Origin of the sequence: Streptomyces sp. Wb2n-11, from assembly GCF_001049855.1 — a bacterium.
GTDB classification, from domain to species: domain Bacteria; phylum Actinomycetota; class Actinomycetes; order Streptomycetales; family Streptomycetaceae; genus Streptomyces; species Streptomyces altiplanensis.
The window spans coordinates 4,275,674-4,292,500 of sequence record NZ_CVPB01000001.1; the positions used below are offsets into that span (position 1 = coordinate 4,275,674).

General features: G+C 72.7%; 12 protein-coding genes and 2 pseudogenes (1 of these 14 running past the window's edge). 10 read left to right on the plus strand and 4 right to left on the minus strand.

Translation table 11 applies throughout. From position 1 onward, the window contains the following. Positions 1-205 precede the first annotated feature (205 nt). Both BN1555_RS19480 and BN1555_RS19485 read left to right on the plus strand, forming a co-directional pair. Entirely contained in the window at positions 206-3,934 is a 3,729-nt protein-coding gene (locus tag BN1555_RS19480) for a glycosyltransferase family 2 protein (protein ID WP_093800577.1), read from the plus strand. Beyond that, the gene (locus BN1555_RS19485; protein WP_093800578.1) at positions 3,931-5,481 is read left to right on the plus strand and encodes a DUF5719 family protein; all 1,551 of its coding nucleotides are present in this window, start codon (positions 3,931-3,933) and stop codon (positions 5,479-5,481) included. The genes BN1555_RS19480 and BN1555_RS19485 overlap by 4 nt, the downstream gene beginning before the upstream one ends. Before the next feature lie 6 nt (positions 5,482-5,487). Here the strand turns inward: BN1555_RS19485 and BN1555_RS19490 are convergent, their stop codons facing one another. Further along, entirely contained in the window at positions 5,488-5,958 is a 471-nt protein-coding gene (locus BN1555_RS19490; protein ID WP_093800579.1) for a metallopeptidase family protein, read from the minus strand. Positions 5,959-6,279: 321 nt separating this feature from the next. Here BN1555_RS19490 and BN1555_RS19495 point away from each other — a divergent pair, with 321 nt between their 5' ends. From BN1555_RS19495 to BN1555_RS19520, 6 genes are all read left to right on the plus strand, one after another. Next, the gene (locus BN1555_RS19495) at positions 6,280-6,654 is read left to right on the plus strand and encodes a DUF3499 domain-containing protein (RefSeq protein ID WP_218058195.1); all 375 of its coding nucleotides are present in this window, start codon (positions 6,280-6,282) and stop codon (positions 6,652-6,654) included. Positions 6,655-6,723: 69 nt separating this feature from the next. Beyond that, complete coding sequence (locus BN1555_RS19500) at positions 6,724-8,091, plus strand: phosphomannomutase/phosphoglucomutase (RefSeq protein WP_093800581.1); 1,368 nt, start codon at positions 6,724-6,726, stop codon at positions 8,089-8,091. A 252-nt stretch (positions 8,092-8,343) separates the two neighbouring features. Beyond that, complete coding sequence (locus tag BN1555_RS19505; protein ID WP_093800582.1) at positions 8,344-8,526, plus strand: Trm112 family protein; 183 nt, start codon at positions 8,344-8,346, stop codon at positions 8,524-8,526. Positions 8,527-8,621: 95 nt separating this feature from the next. Further along, a complete protein-coding gene (locus tag BN1555_RS19510) occupies positions 8,622-9,749 on the plus strand; it encodes an SIS domain-containing protein (RefSeq protein ID WP_093800583.1) in 1,128 nt (375 codons plus the stop codon). Between the two features lie 87 nt (positions 9,750-9,836). Beyond that, complete coding sequence (gene manA, locus BN1555_RS19515) at positions 9,837-11,003, plus strand: mannose-6-phosphate isomerase, class I (RefSeq protein WP_093800584.1); 1,167 nt, start codon at positions 9,837-9,839, stop codon at positions 11,001-11,003. Positions 11,004-11,100: 97 nt separating this feature from the next. Further along, a complete protein-coding gene (locus tag BN1555_RS19520) occupies positions 11,101-12,069 on the plus strand; it encodes a cation diffusion facilitator family transporter (protein ID WP_093800585.1) in 969 nt (322 codons plus the stop codon). An 87-nt stretch (positions 12,070-12,156) separates the two neighbouring features. Here BN1555_RS19520 and BN1555_RS19525 read toward each other — a convergent pair. After that, a pseudogene (locus tag BN1555_RS19525) lies at positions 12,157-12,450 on the minus strand (IS30 family transposase); the annotation flags it as partial. Between the two features lie 325 nt (positions 12,451-12,775). Here BN1555_RS19525 and ahcY point away from each other — a divergent pair. Both ahcY and BN1555_RS19535 read left to right on the plus strand, forming a co-directional pair. After that, on the plus strand, positions 12,776-14,233 hold the full coding sequence (gene ahcY, locus BN1555_RS19530) for an adenosylhomocysteinase (RefSeq protein WP_093800586.1): 1,458 nt from the start codon (positions 12,776-12,778) through the stop codon (positions 14,231-14,233). 98 nt (positions 14,234-14,331) lie between these two features. After that, positions 14,332-14,928: pseudogene (locus BN1555_RS19535) on the plus strand (hypothetical protein); the annotation flags it as partial. A gap of 562 nt (positions 14,929-15,490) precedes the next feature. Here BN1555_RS19535 and BN1555_RS19540 read toward each other — a convergent pair. Continuing rightward, a complete protein-coding gene (locus tag BN1555_RS19540) occupies positions 15,491-15,868 on the minus strand; it encodes a hypothetical protein (RefSeq protein ID WP_255306098.1) in 378 nt (125 codons plus the stop codon). A 99-nt stretch (positions 15,869-15,967) separates the two neighbouring features. Continuing rightward, positions 15,968-16,827: the 3' portion of an RDD family protein gene (locus tag BN1555_RS19545; protein ID WP_093800587.1), read on the minus strand. 49 nt of this gene lie beyond the right edge of the window; 860 of the gene's 909 nt are visible here — the last part of the coding sequence; its start codon lies beyond the right edge, outside the window; it ends in the stop codon at positions 15,968-15,970.

Consider the following 16,827-nt stretch of genomic DNA (forward strand, 5'->3'; position numbering starts at 1 on the left):
ACCAAATGTCACAAGCTTGTACGTATCCATCGGTCCGTCGCCCGGCCCCCGGCCGCAGGCGGCGGACCGCTGTGTTGCCCAGCCGTTAGTGTGGGGCGCTGTCCGAGACGCATCAACGCACCCACGGGGCGCGCGCGTCCGCGCAGTCAGACAGCAGCCTTCCGGGGGGCGACCCCCGGACCCCGGCCGGAGGGCCCGTACCCCGATGTCCGTGCACAGCCAAACGTCGGCGCCGTACGCGGCGGCCGAGCCCGAGTTCCCCCGGCATGTCGTCACCGCCGTGCTCGTCTCCCACGACGGAGCGCGCTGGCTGCCCGACGCGCTCGCCGGGCTCCTGGGACAGGAACGCCCCGTACAGAACGTCGTCGCCGCCGACACCGGCAGCGCGGACGACTCCGCCGAACTGGTCGCCGACGCGATCGGCGCCGACCGCGTGCTCCACCTCGCACGCCGCTCCGGCTTCGGCACGGCCGTCGACGAGGCGGTCCGCAGCGCACAGGTCCTCACGCCCGAGGAACTGCCCTACCTGAAGCGCCCCAGCGGCTGGGACCCGGTGAGCAGGACGTGGCGCGACGACGCGTACGACCTCCCCGACCTCCCGCACGGCGAACCCGTGCAGTGGCTGTGGCTCCTGCACGACGACTGCGCGCCCGAGCCGGACGCGCTCGCCGAACTGCTGCGCGTCGCCGACTCCGACGAGCACGCCGCGATCGTCGGCCCCAAACTGCGCGGCTGGTACGACAGGAAGCAGCTCCTCGAAGTCGGCGTCTCCATCGCCAACAGCGGCCGCCGCTGGACCGGACTGGACCGGCGCGAGCAGGACCAGGGCCAGCACGACCAGGTCCGCTCCGTCCTGTCCGTGTCCACCGCCGGGATGCTGGTGCGCCGGGACGTGTGGGAGGAGCTCGGCGGCTTCGACCGACGGCTGCCCCTCATGCGCGACGACGTCGACCTGTGCTGGCGCGCCCACGCGGCGGGCCACCGCGTCCTCGTCGCCCCCGACGCCGTACTGCGCCACGCCGAGGCGTCCGCGCGCGAGCGCAGGCCCATCGACTGCGCCGGGCGCTCCGTCGCCAGCCCGCACCGCGTCGACAAGGCGGGCGCCGTCTACACGATGCTCGTCAACGCGCGCGGCCCCGCCCTGCCGTACGTCATGCTGCGCCTGGTCGTCGGCACGCTGCTCCGCACGCTCGCCTACCTGCTCGGCAAGGCGCCGGGCCAGGCGGTCGACGAAGTCACCGGACTCTTCGGCACCCTGCTGCGCCCCGGGAAGATCCTCGCGGCCAGGAAGCGGCGCGGGAAGGGACAGGTCGACGCGAGCGAACTGCGGCCCCTCTTCCCGCCGACCGGCGCCACGGTCCGGGCGACCGTCGAACAGGTGGCGGGCACCTTCGGCGGCGGCTCCGAGCCCGACACCGGCTCGCGGCACGGCGTCGTCGAGTCGGGCCCCGGCGGCGGCGACGCCGACTACCTGGAGATCGAGCAGTTCGCGCGGCTGAAGCGGATCGCCCGCAAGCCGGGGCCCATGCTCTTCGTGCTGCTCCTCCTCGTGTCGCTCGTGGCCTGCCGGGGTCTTCTCGGCGGCGGATCGCTCGCGGGCGGCGCGCTGCTGCCCGCGCCCGCCGACGTGTCCGGCCTCTGGTCGCGGTACGCCGATGCCTGGCACCCGATCGGCACCGGCGGCACCCAGACGGCGCCGCCCTACCTCGCCCTCCTCGCCGCCCTGTCGGCCGTCTTCCTCGGCTCCACCGGATTCGCGCTCACCGTGCTGCTCGTCTGCTCGGTGCCGCTGGCCGGCCTCACCGCCTACTTCGTCTCGCGCCCGCTCGTCGAGTCCCGGCTGCTGCGTGCCTGGGCGGCCGTCGCGTACGCCTTCCTGCCCGCCGCCACCGGTGCCCTCGCCACCGGACGCCTCGGGACGGCCGTCCTGGCGGTCCTGCTGCCGCTCATCGCGCGGTGCGCCGTCTCCGCGAGCGGTCTGCGCGCCGAGGGCGCGCGTTCCAGCTGGCGCGCCGTCTGGGCGTACGCGCTCCTGCTGACCTTCGCGACGGCGTTCACGCCGGTCGTGTGGCCGATCGCCCTGGTGCTCGGCATCGGCGTACTGGTACTGCGGCGCGGCGACATCGTGGCGTACGGACTGCGCTTCCTGGCCGGCCTCGGCACCCCCGTGCTGGTGCTGGCCCCCTGGTCGCTCACCCTGCTGACCAGCCCGGCCGCCTTCTTCCGCGAGGCGGGCCTGGACTTCGGCACGGACCCGGCCGGGGCACTCGACCTGCTCGGCGCCGGCCCCGGCGGCCCGAAGGCCGCGGGCGGGCTGCTGCTCGTCGGCATCGTCCTCGCGGCGCTGGCGGCCCTGCTGCGCGGGGAGCGGACCTTCGCCATCCGTACGGCATGGGTCGTGGCGCTCGTCTCCCTGCTGGGCGCGGTCTTCGCCAACAGCCACGGCTGGGCGGGACCGGCGACCCTCGTCTACGGCCTCGCGCTGATCGCCGCCACCGTGCTCGGCGCGGACGGCGCGCGCGAGCGCGTCGCCACCCAGAGCTTCGGCTGGCGCCAGCCCGTCGCCGTGCTGATCGCCTTCGCCGCGGCGGCCGGACCGCTGCTCGCCGCCGCCGGATGGATGATCGGCGGCGCCGCGGGGCCGCTGGAGCGGCGTGACCCGGTGCAGGTGCCGGCGTTCGTCGCGGAGGAGAGCGGCACCCGCGACCAGGCGCGCACCCTGGTCCTCGGCGGTACGTCGGCCGTGAAGGTCTCGTACACGCTCGTACGCGGCTCCGGCGCCCGCCTGGGCGACGGGGAGCTCGTCGAGGCGGGCGGCAGCAGCCCGCGCCTCGACAGGATCGTCTCCAACCTGGTCGCGGGCTCCGGCGCCGACCAGGCCGACCAGCTCGGCGGGTACGCCGTCCGTTACGTCCTCGTGCGCGACGGTGCGCCCCGCTCGGTGAGCCGCGTCCTGGACTCGACGCCCGGCCTGAGCCGGCTCAGCCAGCTCGACGGCAGCGCGCTGTGGCGCGTCGACCGCCAGGTCGCGCGGGCCACGATCGTCTCCGGCAAGGAGGGCGCCGAGCCGCTGTCCGTCGCCTCGGAGCCGGTCGAGGCGCACACGCAGATCCCGTCGGGCGAAGCGGGGCGCGTCCTGCGCATCGCGGATTCGGCGGCCGAGGGCTGGCAGGCCACGCTCGACGGGCGCGTACTCGCGAAGAAGACCGTCGACGGCTGGGCGCAGGGCTTCGAGCTGCCCTCCGGGGGCGGCAGGCTCGACCTCACCTACGAGGCCCCCGTCACCCACACCGTGTGGGTCTGGACCCAGGTCGGGATCGTCCTCCTCCTGCTGGTGCTCGCACTGCCGGGCCGCCGCAAGGAGATCGACGACGACCTGCCCGAGGAGGAGCCCGAGGTGCCCGCGCAGCCGGTGGCCGGCGAGGGCCGCAGGGCGCGCAGGCTGCGCGCGGCGGCGCGGGCGGAAGCCCCGCACGCCCCCCGGGAGGACGTGGAGGAGTCCGGGCAGCAGCCCCCTGCCCCGCCGGTCGCGGACCCGTACGGTCAGCCGTCCCAGGAGCAGGACGGGACCGCCGTGTACGCGGCCGTGCCGCCGCAGCAGCAGTACGGGGAGTGGGACGCGCAGGCGTACGCGGACGCCGGGTACGGACAGCAGCAGCCGTACGCCCAGGACCAGCACCAGGGGTACGGCGGCGAGCAGTACCAGGCCGACCCGTACCAGGCCGGCCAGTACGGCGACGGCCGGCAGGGCTACGGCGGCGAGCAGTACCAGGCGGACCCGTACCAGGCGGACCCGTACCGGACCGGTCAGTACCAGGAAGACCAGTACCCGGAAGGCCAGTACGACCCGTACGGCTACGGACAGCAGCAGCCGCAGCCCTACACCGAAGGCAACGAGCCCGAGCAGCGCCCCGACGGGAGCAACAACCGATGAACCGCACCACCCTCTCCCTGATCGCCGCCGCCACCGCTCTCGCCGCAGTCACCGGATTCGCCGCGGTCTCCGCGCCGGACGGCCCGGCGGACACCGCGGCGGCCGGTACGGGCAGGGCCGCCGGTGCGAAGACCCCGGCGCGGATGCCCGTGGAGCGCTCCAGCCTGCTCTGCCCCGCACCCAGCACGTCCGACCTCGCGGAGACGACGTACACGTCGGTCACTCCGGCGGGCAGGGGCGACGCGGACGCGGAGGAGGGCTCCGCGGAACTCGTCCCCACCAACGCGACCCTGGCCACCCGGGACGGTGCCGAGGACGAGAAGGAGAAGGACACGGGGAAGGCGGGGCCCGGCAAGCCGGTCCTCTCGCTGAAGGAGCCCGGCAAGCCCGTCACCGCCGAGGCGAACACCGCCGAAGCCCCCGCCCTCGTCGGCTCGGCCGACGGCCTCCTGGCCCCCGGATGGACCGCGCAGCAGACCACGAAGATCACGGCGGGCGACGGCCGGGGCGTGCTCGGCGTCAGCTGCACCGCGCCCGACACCAGCTTCTGGTTCCCCGGCGCGAGCACCGCCGACACGCGGCACGACTACGTACACCTCACGAACCCGGACGACACCGCCGCCGTCGCCGACGTCGGGCTGTACGGCAGGGACGGCGCCCTGGAGTCCGACGCGGGGGAGGGCATCACGGTCCCCGCCAGGTCCAGCGTCCCGGTGCTGCTGTCGACGCTGAGCGCCGACAGCGTCGAGAACGTGACCGTCCACGTGACCACCCGCACCGGCCGCGTCGGCGCCGTCGTCCAGGCGGTGGACGAGGAGGCCGGCAGCGACTGGCTGGCCGCCTCCGCCGACGCCTCGGACACCGTCGTGCTCCCCGGCATCCCGGCGGACGCCACGTCCGTGCACCTGGTGGTGTTCGCGCCCGGTGAGGACGACGCCGACCTGAAGGTACGGCTGGCGGGCCGCAGCGGCTCGATCACACCGGCGGGCCACGAGACCCTGCACGTCAAGGCGGGCATGACCACGGCCGTCGACCTCAAGGACGTCACCAAGGGCGAGGAGGGCTCGCTGCTGCTGAGCCCGGCGCAGGGGGACCCGGCACCGGTGGTCGCCGCGCTGCGCGTGGTGCGCGGCAAGGGCGCCGCCCGGGAGACGGCGTACATCCCGGCGACCGGGCAGGTGGGCGAGCGGGCCACGGTGGCGGACAACAGGGCCGGGGGCTCGGTGCTCTCGCTGACCGCGCCCGGCGCGACGGCCGAGGTCGAGGTCACCGCGTCGGCGGGCAGCGAGGGCGGCGAGCCGGTCGTCAAGAAGTACACGGTCGAGGCGGGCACGACGCTCGCGGTGGAACCGCCGGTGCCGTCCGGGCTCAAGGGCTCGTACGCGCTGACGGTCGAACCGCGGTCGGGCGGCCCGGTCCACGCGTCGCGCGCGCTCGAACTGCCCGAGGACGGCATCCCGATGTTCACCGTGCAGACGATGCCGGACGACCGCGGGACGGTCCTGGTGCCGGAAGCGGAACAGGACCTGTCGGTACTGGACGACTGACCGGCGTCAGTCCTGCCCGTCCCCGCCCCCGTACCGCGGATCGACCGACTCCGGTGCGAGCCCGAGCAGTTCCGCGACCTGCTCCACGATGATCTCGTGCACGAACAGGGCGCGCTCGTCCCGGCTCTTGGTGCGGATCTCGACGGGGCGCCGGTAGACGACGATCCGGGCCGGGTGGGCGCTCGTCGCGGCGGTCACCCCGCCGAGCGGCACCGACTCGTCGGCCCAGGCGCCGGAATCGTCGCCGCCGCCGGCCGCGGGCGGTACGTCGAGCACCAGGAAGTCGACTTCGGCGAGCTGCGGCCAACGCCGCTCCAGCCGCTCCACGGAATCCTGCACGAGGTCGCCGAAGACGGCGGCCCGGCTGACCGAGAGGGGCACCTGGGGCGGCGCCACGGGTCCACGCATGCCGCGGCCGTGGCGGTCGCGGCGGCGCGGCCCCGGGCCGGTGGGACTGGGGGGTACGGGACTGTCCATCACTGACGCAGGGTAGCCCTCATCCGAGCGGTCGGACCGCGACGGAGGGACGGCACGCGGCATGTCGCATATTGAGCATTCCAGCCAAGGTTGGGCTCGTTTTCACGCCGGTGCACGACCGTCGATCTCACGCCGCTTGACGGCATTTGTCCCGAGTGACGACCGGTCACGGCCGGTTCTCCACCGCCTCGTCGCGGTCTCCGCGCAGGTCAGACCGGTGGCTCAGAAGGCCGTCGCGGCACGGTGGAAGACACGACACGGTGGAGTGACGTGGGGGAGAGTCGTCGCGGCCCGCTCAAGAGTGCGGTACCGTCCAACATCGTGAGCCCTGTACGTCGCTGTTCGCGCACCGCGTGCGGCCGCCCTGCCGTCGCGACACTGACGTACGTCTACGCGGACTCGACCGCAGTCCTCGGCCCGCTCGCCACCTATGCCGAGCCCCACTGTTACGACCTGTGCGCCGAGCACTCGGATCGGCTGACCGCCCCGCGCGGCTGGGAAGTCCTCCGGCTCGTCGACGGGTCGGCCCCCCCGCGCCCCAGCGGCGACGATCTCGAAGCACTGGCCAACGCCGTACGTGAGGCCGCCAGGCCGCACGACCGCGCCGCGGACGTCGGCGGCGGGACGCGCACCGCGGACCCGATGGAGGTCGCACGCCGCGGGCATCTGCGGGTCCTGCGCTCTCCCGACTCCTGAGGCCCGTTTCTGACGTCACGTCCTGCGGGTAGCTTGGGGGGTCCTAACCGGACTTCAGGAGGGTTGGCCGTGGCTGCTGATCTGTCGCAGATCGTCAAGGCGTACGACGTGCGCGGAGTGGTCCCCGACCAGTGGGACGAGTCGCTGGCCGAGCTGTTCGGAGCCGCCTTCGCGCAGGTGACGAATGCCGACGCGATCGTCACCGGGCACGACATGCGGCCCTCGTCGCCGGGGCTCTCGCGGGCGTTCGCGCGCGGGGCGGCGGCGCGCGGGGTGGACGTGACGGAGATCGGACTCTGCTCGACCGACCAGCTGTACTTCGCGTCCGGGCAACTCGGTCTGCCGGGCGCGATGTTCACGGCCTCGCACAACCCCGCGCAGTACAACGGCATCAAGATGTGCCGGGCGGGAGCGGCTCCGGTGGGCCAGGACACGGGTCTCGCGGAGATCCGCGCGCTGGTGGAGGAGTGGTCGGCGAACGCTCCGCAGACGCCCCCCGCCACCAGGACCGGAACCATCACCCGGCGTGACACGCTGACGGACTACGCGGCCCATCTCCTCTCCCTGGTCGACCTGGCCTCGATGCGCCCCCTGAAGGTCGTGGTCGACGCGGGCAACGGCATGGGCGGCCACACGGTCCCCACGGTCTTCGCCTCCCTGCCCCTCACGGTCGTCCCCCTCTACTTCGAGCTGGACGGCACGTTCCCGAACCACGAGGCCAACCCGCTCGACCCGAAGAACATCGTCGACCTCCAGGCGAAGGTCCGCGAGACCGGCGCCGACCTCGGCCTGGCCTTCGACGGCGACGCGGACCGCTGCTTCGTCGTCGACGAGCGCGGCGAGGGCATCTCCCCGTCCGCGATCACGGCGCTGGTCGCCGCGCGCGAGCTGGCGCGCAACGGCGGCAAGGGCACGGTCATCCACAACCTGATCACGTCGTGGTCCGTCCCGGAGGTCGTCAAGGAGAACGGCGGCACCCCGGTCCGTACCCGTGTCGGCCACTCCTTCATCAAGGAGGAGATGGCCCGTACCGGCGCGATCTTCGGCGGCGAGCACTCGGCGCACTACTACTTCCGGGACTTCTGGAACGCGGACACCGGCATGCTGGCCGCCCTCCACGTCCTCGCGGCCCTCGGCGGCCAGGAGGGCACCCTGTCCGACCTGGTCGCGCAGTACGACCGCTACGCGAGCTCCGGCGAGATCAACTCGACGGTGGACGACCAGGCGGGCCGGCTGGCGGCGGTCAGGGCGGCGTACACCGGCCGCGACGGAATCACCATCGACGAACTCGACGGCCTGACGGTCACCGCCGCCGACTGGTGGTTCAACCTCCGCCCCTCCAACACGGAGCCCCTGCTGCGGCTGAACGTGGAGGCGAGGGACGAGTCCACCATGGTGAAAACCCGGGACGAGGCCCTGGCGCTGATCCGCGCCTAGCCTTCCGGACCCGGCACGGCGGCACCGCGCGCGTACCCTCTCCGCCGGGCTCCACGGGGCCCGGCGGAGGGGGTTTCGCACCCCGCCCCCTTCACTCGGGCCCCTCCGCACCGCCCCTCCGGCAGCGAGGAACCGGTGAACACCGCCACGTCCACGCCGACCGCCCCGCCAGACCGCGCCGCCCCCGCCCCGGCGGTAGGCTGACCTGGCCCGATCCGTACCCCTGTCCGCATGCTCGAAGGGACCCGCCCCATGCCGCTCGAAGCCGGCCTTCTGGAGATCCTCGCCTGCCCCGCCTGTCACGCGCCCCTCGACGACGCGTCCGCCGCGGACACCCCCGAGCTGATCTGCACCAGCAAGGACTGCGGTCTGGCCTACCCGGTACGGGACGGCATCCCGGTCCTCCTCGTCGACGAGGCCCGCCGCCCCGCCTGACGCGCCGCCCGCCCGACACCCGCCCCGCCTGACGCCCCACCCACCACCTCGCGCAGGGCCACGAGCCACGCGCCCGGCGATCGGAGGCCCGCACCATGCTCGACGAGTCGTTGCTGGACGACCCGGAGTCCCTGGCCCGCGCCGACCACCGCGGCCTGCTCCGCGGCGCCGCGGAGGCGGGCGCACGCGTACGCACCGCCGCACGGCACGCCACCGAGGCCGGCCTCGCGGAGATCAAGCCGGAGGGCCGCCCCCGCGCCGTACTGATCGCGGGCCCCGGCACCGCCGCGAACGGCGTGGCCGACCTGCTGGCCACCCTCGCCGGCGCCTCCTGTCCGGTCGCCCGGCTGCACTCCACCGGAGTCGCCCCCGCCGCCGGCGCCCTGCGCTGGGCGCTCCCGGGCTGGGCGGGCTCCGTCGACCTCCTCCTCCTCGTCACCCCGGACGGCGCCGAACCCGGCCTCGCGCTCCTCGCCGAGCAGGCGTACCGCCGCGGCTGCACGGTCGTCGCCGTGGCCCCGCAGCGCTCCCCGCTGAGCGAGTCCGTCGGCGGTGTGCACGGCATGGTCGTACCGATGGCGACGGCGCCCTACGAGGAGTACGACAAGGGCGACGCCACCGGCCCCGGCGCGCTCTGGGCACTCCTCACCCCCCTCCTCGTCCTCTTCGACCGCCTCGGCCTGGTCACCGCGCCCCCGGACACCCTCCGGCTCGTCGCCGACCGCCTCGACCGCACCGCGGAACGCTGCGGCCCGGCCATCGCGACGTACGGCAACCCGGCCAAGACCCTCGCGTCCGAGCTCGCGGACTCGCTGCCGCTCATCTGGACGGAGGGCACGTGCGCCGGCCCCGCCGGCCGCCGGTTCTCCTCCGTGCTCGCCGAGCTGGCCGGCCGCCCCGCCCTCGCCGCCGAGCTTCCGGAGGCCCTGCCGGCCCACGGCGTACTGCTCGCGGGGACCTTCGCCGCGGGCGCCGACCCCGAAGACTTCTTCCGCGACCGTGTCGACGAAGCACAGGCACTGCACGCACGCGTGGTGCTCCTCCGGGACCGCCCCGCCGGCGGAATCTCCGCGGCCCCGGCCGCCCGCGAACTCGCGCTCAGCCACGACACGGCCGTCAGTGAGATCGAACCGGAGGAGGGCAGCGAGCTGGAGAACCTCGCCGAACTGCTCGCCATCACGGATTTCGCCGCCGTTTACCTGGCGCTCGCTTCCGCAGGGTGATCATGAGGACCAGCATCTGACCTGCACCGCCTGCCGCCGCCACCGAGGCCGGCCGGTACCAGAGCCACCACACCCAGGGAAAGCCCCATGGACCGCCTCTCGAACACCGTGCGCCCCTACGCCTGGGGCTCCACGACCGCCATCCCGGACCTGCTCGGCACCGCCCCCACCGGCGAGCCCCAGGCCGAGATGTGGATGGGCGCCCACCCCGGAGCGCCCTCCCGCGTCGACCGCGGCACGGGCGAACAGCCCCTCTCGGCGGTCATCGAAGCCGCCCCCGAAGCCGAACTGGGCGAGGCCGCGGTGCGGAAGTTCGGCCCCCGCCTCCCCTTCCTCCTCAAGATCCTCGCGGCCGGCGCCCCCCTCTCCCTCCAGGTCCACCCGAACCTGGCCCAGGCCAAGGAGGGCTACGCCGCCGAGGAGGCCCGGGGCGTCCCCCTCGACGCCCCGCACCGCAACTACAAGGACGCCAACCACAAGCCCGAACTGATCTGCGCCCTCACCCCCTTCGACGGCCTCTGCGGCTTCCGCGCCCCCGCCGAGTCGGCCGACACGCTCGCCGCGCTCGAAGTCGACTCCCTCAAGCCGTACGTCGACCTCCTCCACGCCCACCCCGAGGAGGCCGCGCTCCGCGAGGTGCTCACCGCCGTACTGACCGCGGACCGCGCCGAGATGGCCGGGACCGTCACGGCGGCCGCGGCCGCCGCCGAGCGCCTGGGCGGCGCGTACGCCCCGTACGCCGGCCTCGCGCACCACTACCCGGGCGACCCGGGCGTCATCGCCGCCATGCTGCTCAACTACGTACGGCTGCAGCCCGGCGAGGCACTCTTCCTCGGCGCCGGCGTCCCGCACGCGTACCTCAGCGGCCTCGGCGTCGAGATCATGGCGAACTCGGACAACGTCCTGCGCTGCGGCCTGACCCCCAAGCACGTGGACGTCCCCGAACTCCTGCGCGTCGTCCGCTTCGAGGCCGGCGACCCGGGCGTCCTGCGCCCCGAGGCGTCGTCCCCCGACGGCGAAGAGCTGTACAACACCCCGATCGACGAATTCCGCCTCTCGCGCCACGTCCTGGCCGAGGGCGCGGCGCCGCGCACCCTCCCGTCCGCCACCCCGCAGATCCTGCTCTGCACGGCCGGCAGGGTCAGCGTCGGCGAACACACTCTCGCACCGGGAGAGTCGGCCTTCGTACCAGCAGGAGAATCAGTCCAATTGTCCGGTACGGGCACACTCTTCCGCGCCACAGTCGTCGCCTGACGTACCGTCCGCGCAGGCTTCCGCGGCAAGCTGCAACAATGACCGGCCGTACGGCGGCGCCAGGGCCGCGGCATCAAGGAAGGGACATCCGGCACCCATGAGTGCGTCAGGCGGAACCAAGGCGATCGTGGCGGCACTCGCCGCCAACCTCGCGATCGCAGTAGCCAAGTTCGTGGCGTTCCTCTTCAGTGGCTCGTCCTCGATGCTCGCGGAGAGCGTGCACTCGCTCGCCGACTCGGGCAACCAGGGCCTGCTGCTGCTCGGCGGCAAGAAGGCCAAGCGCGAGGCGACCCCCCAGCACCCCTTCGGCTACGGACGCGAGCGTTACATCTACGCCTTCCTGGTCTCCATCGTGCTGTTCTCCGTCGGTGGCATGTTCGCCATCTACGAGGGCTACGAGAAGATCAAGCACCCGCACGAGATCGAGGCCTGGTACTGGCCGGTCGGCGTCCTGGTGTTCGCGATCATCGCGGAGTCCTTCTCCTTCCGCACGGCGATCGTCGAGTCCAACCAGACGCGCGGCAACCTGTCCTGGAAGAACTTCATCCGCCGCGCCAAGGCCCCCGAGCTGCCGGTCGTCCTCCTGGAGGACCTCGGCGCGCTGGTCGGCCTCATTCTGGCGCTCGTCGGCGTCAGCCTGGCCATCGTCACGGGCGAGGGCGTCTGGGACGGCATCGGCACCCTCTGCATCGGCGTCCTGCTGATCGTCATCGCGATCATCCTGGCGGCCGAGACCAAGTCCCTCCTCCTCGGCGAGTCGGCCGGCACGGAGGACGTGGAGAAGATCAGGACCGCTCTCGTCGACGGTGAGACGGTCACCCGCGTCATCCACATGCGTACGCTCCACCTCGGCCCCGAGGAACTGCTGGTCGCCGCCAAGATCGCGGTCCAGCACGACGACACGGCCGGCGAGATCGCCCACGCGATCAACGCGGCGGAGGAGCGCATCCGCGCGGCGGTCCCGATCGCCCGCGTGATCTACCTGGAACCGGACATCTACAGCGAGACGGCGGCAGCGGCGGGCAAGGACCCGGCGAGCACACCGGGCGGCCCGGTCGGTCACTGACCTTCGTACGCCCCACGGGCCTCACGCGTCTCACGACGAAGGCCTCCGCCGTCCAGGCGGATTCCAGGGGCCGTTGCAGCACATCGGTCAACTGGCTGTTGCCAGGAGCTCAGCGAGACGCCCGGCCGGGGTTTCCCGGCCGGGCGTTTTGCGTGGGCGGCTGTCGAGTTCCGCCGCGACGGCCGCCAGGTCGCCGGGGGTGTGGGCTGCCAGGCCGGTTCCCTCGGTGAAGTACTGCCGCAGCAAGCCGTTCGTGTTCCCGTTCGGTCCGCGCTGCCAGGGGCTGGCCGGATCGCAGAAGAAGATCGGAATGTCCGTGGCGGCGGTGAACGAGCGGTGGGCGGACGTCTCCGAGCCCTCGCCCCAGGTCAGGGACCGCCTGAAGGTGCGCGCACGGCCCGAGGAACAGGCGCCGTGCCACACGGAACACCTCGATCAAAAGCCCAAAAAATCCGGTATCGGCCGACCTGTCCCCCGGCTTACCGTCCACAGCGCTGACCAGGGCGGCTGGGGTTCACTGGGCCGATCGGTGTAGATTCGTGACCTAGCCAGACGTCGCTGCTGATGGCGGTCGGGCGGTCCCGTGGACCGGCCGAGGGAGAGAGGGCCTCCGACGGACTGCGCTGCGAGCGCCCGGGCACTCGTATGCCCGCCGCCGCAGAGTCAGCCGTACCCACCTCGAACCAACCCACGAGGAGCAGCCCGCATGACGACTGTCGCCACCGGCCAGGACTTCAAGGTCGCCGACCTCTCCCTCGCCGCTTTCGGCCGCAAGGAGATCACTCTTGCCGAGCACGAGATGCCCGGCCTGATGTCGATCCGCGAGGAGTACGCCGCCGCTCAGCCGCTCGCCGGCGCCCGCATCACCGGCTCGCTGCACATGACCGTGCAGACCGCCGTCCTCATCGAGACGCTGGTCGCCCTCGGCGCCGACGTCCGCTGGGCCTCCTGCAACATCTTCTCCACCCAGGACCACGCCGCCGCCGCCATCGCGGTCGGGCCGAACGGCACCCCGGACGCCCCCGCCGGTGTCCCGGTCTTCGCCTGGAAGGGCGAGACCCTGGAGGAGTACTGGTGGTGCACGGAGCAGGCTCTGACCTGGCCGAACACGCCCACCGGCGGCCCGAACATGATCCTCGACGACGGTGGTGACGCGACCCTCCTCGTTCACAAGGGCGTCGAGTTCGAGAAGGCCGGCGCCGCTCCGGACCCGTCCACCGCGGACAGCGAGGAGTACGCCCACATCCTCACGCTGCTGGGCCGCACCCTCGGTGAGAACCCGCAGAAGTGGACCCAGCTGGCCTCGGAGATCCGCGGCGTCACGGAGGAGACCACCACCGGTGTCCACCGTCTGTACGAGATGCACCGCGACGGCACCCTCCTCTTCCCGGCGATCAACGTGAACGACGCCGTGACGAAGTCGAAGTTCGACAACAAGTACGGCTGCCGCCACTCCCTCATCGACGGCATCAACCGCGCCACCGACGTCCTGATCGGCGGCAAGGTCGCCGTCGTCTGCGGCTACGGCGACGTGGGCAAGGGCTGCGCGGAGTCCCTGCGCGGCCAGGGCGCCCGCGTGATCATCACCGAGATCGACCCGATCTGCGCGCTCCAGGCGGCCATGGACGGCTACCAGGTCACGACGCTCGACGAGGTCGTCTCCATCGCCGACATCTTCGTCACCACGACGGGCAACAAGGACATCATCATGGCCGCGGACATGGCCAAGATGAAGCACCAGGCGATCGTCGGCAACATCGGTCACTTCGACAACGAGATCGACATGGCCGGCCTCGCCGCCATCCCCGGCATCGTCAAGGACGAGGTCAAGCCGCAGGTCCACACCTGGACGTTCCCCGACGGCAAGGTCATCATCGTCCTGTCCGAGGGCCGCCTGCTGAACCTGGGCAACGCGACCGGCCACCCCTCGTTCGTGATGTCCAACTCCTTCGCGGACCAGACCCTGGCCCAGATCGAGCTGTTCACCAAGCCCGAGGAGTACCCGACCGACGTCTACGTGCTGCCCAAGCACCTCGACGAGAAGGTCGCCCGCCTCCACCTCGACGCCCTCGGCGTCAAGCTCACGACCCTCCGCCCCGAGCAGGCCGCCTACATCGGCGTCGAGGTCGAGGGCCCGTTCAAGTCCGACCACTACCGCTACTGAGCACCACGCTCAACACACAGCAGCAGCTTTCAGGCAGGCCCCCGCACCCCCGTGCCGGGGGCCTGCCCCGTGTCGGACCCGAAGAACCGGACAGACCCATGCCCCGAGGCCGATATTCGCTCCACGACCCCCACGACCACACCCTCCTCGGCGAAGAACACTTCCACTGCGCGCCCGGCCCCTCCGGCTGGCGTTACGTCTCCCAGATCACCACCCCCTCCGGCGACCACGCCGGCTCCGTCGACCTGGCCATCGACGAACTGGGCCGCCCCATCCGCCTCGAACTGCACGCCGCGAGCTGGCAGATCCGCGGCGCGGCCATCGACGGCGTCACCTGGGTCCGCACCGACCCGACCGGCACTCACGCCACCGAAGGCAACGTCCCCGCCCACGCCTTCACCGGCACATCCCCCGCTTTCCTCATCGCAACCACCCGCCTCCTGCGCCTCACCCCCGGTTCCCCCGCCGCCCGCGTCCGCCTCGTCGCCTTCACCGACCCGGTCCTGGCCCCCCGCACGATCGACCAGGCCTGGGCCCTGCTCAAGAGTGAAGCGCACGCCACTGACAACGGCCCCCTGATGGTGGACGAGTACCGGGTCGACGCGCTGGACACCGGCGAGCAGCACCAGATCCACATCGCGGGCGACGTGGTCCTCTCAGCCCCCGGCATCGAGCTGGAACACCTGGAAACCCCCCTTCGGCCTTTCCCTGACCACCAGCCCCCGCCTCCCACGACTTCGAGCGCCGCCCCGCCCGGCAACTTCCAACGCAATGATCTTCGAGGCGGCCGGTCCACTCCGGGACCGCTGGTCCGGGGGCGGGAGTGCTCGGCCGAAGCCGTGGCATGCCGAGAACACCGGGAACACGCTGTGGGAGGGGGCCGAACCGCTACTGCCGAAGCCGGAGCGCCGCACTCGGTGACCGGACCGGTGGTGTGGCCAGGGCATCCTGCCCGTACTGCACACCGGCATCGTCAGGACCCGCCGCGCGAGCGCCCTGGACTTCTTCCGGGCAGCGGCGGACGGCTCCCCATCCGATCCGGGCAGCGCGCCCCCCGAGCACCGACCCCACCGATATCCCATATCCCACCCGCCACCACGCCGACCGGCGACAACCGCAACGACGTCACCCAGCTTCTCCCGCCACTCCGGGCGGCGCCGCCGAAGCGGGGCAGGCGCGGACCCGCCGGGAGATCCGCGACGACATCCATGAGGCGTTCCTGCGCCCCGCGTGCTCGCTGATCTGCCGGGCCGCCTGTCACAGCCGGCCCGCTGAGCCCCCGCCTTCCCGCAACAGCCATTCCCTGACCGTCGGAACGCGGTCCAGGAGCCGGCTGATCCGCACGCCCTCTTCGCGCGAGGTCACCCTCGGCAGCGGGACGAAGGCATCGGGAAGTATGTCCAGCAGGCTCATCACGTGCTCTCCCGAACGCAGTGTGAGCAGCAGCTCGCACCGCAGCCGATGCGGAATGTCCGGACGGTGGGACGGGCTGTTCCACAGGGCCGGCCACAGGTGGTGACTCCCCTCGGGCGCCGCATTCGCCCTCACCCACGCCGGGTCCGACCGCTGGTCGAGGCTGAGCTCGCACGCCCGCTCCTCCAGCATGAGCAGCGAGGCCGTACCGATGACCTTCACCCACGAGGCAGCGGCTGACCCGAGTGCATCGCCCCACGCTGCCCGCCGGCACCCCGCGACGAGGAACCAGCCCCCTTGAGGGCCATTCGGTCAGGAGCCCTAAGCGGGCGGCGCAAACCCAGTACCAGTACCGGTACTGGACAACGGCGCCTCCGTCCGCCCCGCTCCAGCGCCCGGCCCGGCATCCGGCGCAGCCACCCGCACAGCATCCACCACCGCGTTTGCCCCGCCCTCCGGCGCGGCCACACCGGGGGCACCCGTCTCCGTCAGCACCCGCCGCGCTTCCCGAGCCTGCCGCTCGTTCATCACGGCCGCGAGGTAAGCGGCCGGCGGCACATCCCGAGGCGCCGGCGCCCCCGTACGCGCCGCAAGATCCCCGGCCAGCCGCTCAGCCATGGACGAGCCGACCTGCGGATCCAACTGCCCCATCCGCGTCAGGTACTGCCGCACCGCGAGCCACAGCCCGTCCGGCACCCCGGACAGGTCCAGCCCGGCGAACCGCCCCGCGAGCCACGGCGGCGGAGGCGGCACCACACCCACCCGTCCCGCGGACACCCGTTCCCGTACGACGAGAGTCCCGGCGAAAACATCCCCGATCCGCCGCCCCCGCTCGGACACGAGCGAAGCAATACACGCAACGACCCCAAAGGTCATCAGGATCTCCACGACCCCCACCGCCCCCCGAACCAGCGCGTGCCGGAACCGGATCGGCCCCCCGTCGTCCCGCACCACCCGCAGCCCGCAGGCCGTCTTCCCCAGCGACCGCCCGTGGGTGAGCGTCTCCACCGCGATCGGAGCCCCGACCAGCACCAGCAGAAAGGACGCCACCGAGATCGCCATACCGGCCGCCTCGTCGAGCGAGGCAGTGGCTATCGCCAGTCCCACGGACACACTCAGGTAAACCGTCCACACCACCGCCATGTCGATCGCCAGGGCAAGAGCCCGGCTCGGCAGCCTCG

Excerpts from the sequence above, each read along its gene's own strand:
- BN1555_RS19480 (WP_093800577.1), top strand. The coding sequence starts at position 206 with ATGTCCGTGCACAGCCAAACGTCGGCGCCGTACGCGGCGGCCGAGCCC.
- BN1555_RS19485 (WP_093800578.1), top strand. The coding sequence starts at position 3,931 with ATGAACCGCACCACCCTCTCCCTGATCGCCGCCGCCACCGCTCTCGCC.
- BN1555_RS19490 (WP_093800579.1), bottom strand. The coding sequence starts at position 5,958 with ATGGACAGTCCCGTACCCCCCAGTCCCACCGGCCCGGGGCCGCGCCGC.
- BN1555_RS19505 (WP_093800582.1), top strand. The coding sequence starts at position 8,344 with ATGCCGCTCGAAGCCGGCCTTCTGGAGATCCTCGCCTGCCCCGCCTGT.
- BN1555_RS19510 (WP_093800583.1), top strand. The coding sequence starts at position 8,622 with ATGCTCGACGAGTCGTTGCTGGACGACCCGGAGTCCCTGGCCCGCGCC.
- manA (WP_093800584.1), top strand. The coding sequence starts at position 9,837 with ATGGACCGCCTCTCGAACACCGTGCGCCCCTACGCCTGGGGCTCCACG.
- BN1555_RS19520 (WP_093800585.1), top strand. The coding sequence starts at position 11,101 with ATGAGTGCGTCAGGCGGAACCAAGGCGATCGTGGCGGCACTCGCCGCC.
- ahcY (WP_093800586.1), top strand. The coding sequence starts at position 12,776 with ATGACGACTGTCGCCACCGGCCAGGACTTCAAGGTCGCCGACCTCTCC.